Here is a 1,414-nt window from a genome sequence, read left to right as displayed (position 1 = left end):
ACACAGCACCAGCCCGATGTGCACCGAGTCGAAACTGTTGTCCGGGAAGGGAATCGATTCGCCGGTCCCCTCGACGATGTCGACGGCGATGCCGTGGCGACCGGCAAGACGAGATGCCATTCTGCGGAACGTCGCCACCGGCTCCACCGCGGCCACCGAGGTCACTGCAGGCGGCAGAAACTTCAAGTCGGTTCCCGGGCCGAGGCCGACCATCAGTAACCGGCCGGTCGCATGGGTGATCGCCGCTCTGCGGTAGCGGTTATAGAACAGCCGGTCGAAGGCCGGCTGCCCGAATCGATACACGTACGGAAATAAGGGGTTACGGCGCGTTATGGGCTACCTAGATCGAGTCGGAACGGTGGATACTCGTCACGCATCAAAGATACATACACAGCCACCCGGTAGCGCCACCGGACAATGCCCATCAACAGGTCGAACATGCCCGGGTGGATCGTCCCGGCGCACAGCAACCACACCGCATTGATCACGCAAAGCACTTGCAGCAGCGGCTCCATCGCCCAGCACAGCAAAATCTGCGGAAGGCCCAGCAGCCACGACTTCACCAGCACCGGCCAGTTCGCCAAGCGTTGCGGATAGTCGACCTCGAGATCGCCCGGATAGTCCGGCCGCGACGCCAGGGTGAAGGGCGGATAGCGGTCGGTGGTGTTCATCGGAAAGCGGTAGTTCATGACCCGCCAGGACCAGCGCAGGATCCCGACATTGAAGTCGAAGATGCGGCGCGGGTAGCGTCCGGTACACAGAATCGCAACGCCCGCAACGATTGTCAGCAGTGGATAGACCAGGTAGAGCAGGATCAAGATCGGATAGTGCGGCACTGCCAGCACACACCACTTGACCAGCCAGAGCCAGCGCGACGGAGTGCCGCATTCGCCGCGCACTCGTATCGGATCGGACGGGTGACTCATGGCTTTGCGCCTAGGGCCGGCCGCGACGGACAGGGCGGTAGGTTCGTTGCCACCGCGAGCTGCCGGGTGATCTCTGTTGCCATCCGGTGATGGCTTGTGCAACGCAAAAATGTGGTCAGCGCCCAGGTGTGCAGGCGATCCGAGAGCAACGACGCCGGGCGCAGCACCGACTCGCCGTGGCACACCTGTAGTGACGCCACACGGGAGACGGCGGCGACCTTGCGCCGCCTGGTCTTCTCATACCAGCGCAGTGCGCTGGGAACGTCGAGTCTGCCGGCCGGCAGTTCGGACAGCGCCCGGCACAACACCATGGTGTCGAGCAGCGCCTGATTCGTTCCCTGTGCCAGGGTGGGCGGCATCGTGTGCGCGGCGTCGCCCAGCAATGTCAGCGCGCCCCGGCCCTGCCGCGGAAGCCGATGACGGAAATGCGGGTACGGCGAATGCGCCAGATGCTCGTCGGTCAATGCGGCCAATACGCGGTCGACACC

Annotated in this window: 3 protein-coding genes; all 3 read right to left on the bottom strand. The window is 63.9% G+C overall.

The annotated features are described in order from the left end of the window. Positions 1-333 (bottom strand): class I SAM-dependent methyltransferase (locus AWC27_RS12755; RefSeq protein ID WP_139836971.1); only part of this gene is annotated, 333 nt, incomplete at its 3' end. Continuing rightward, the gene (locus AWC27_RS12750) at positions 330-926 is read right to left on the bottom strand and encodes a DUF4389 domain-containing protein (protein ID WP_276075343.1); all 597 of its coding nucleotides are present in this window, start codon (positions 924-926) and stop codon (positions 330-332) included. The genes AWC27_RS12755 and AWC27_RS12750, both read right to left, overlap by 4 nt. Continuing rightward, the coding region (locus tag AWC27_RS12745) for an FAD-dependent oxidoreductase (protein ID WP_211281622.1) at positions 923-1,414 on the bottom strand (492 nt) is incomplete at its 5' end. The genes AWC27_RS12745 and AWC27_RS12750, both read right to left, overlap by 4 nt.

Source organism: Mycobacterium szulgai (genome assembly GCF_002116635.1).
Lineage (GTDB): Bacteria > Actinomycetota > Actinomycetes > Mycobacteriales > Mycobacteriaceae > Mycobacterium > Mycobacterium szulgai.
This window is presented reverse-complemented; position numbering and strand designations above follow the sequence as displayed.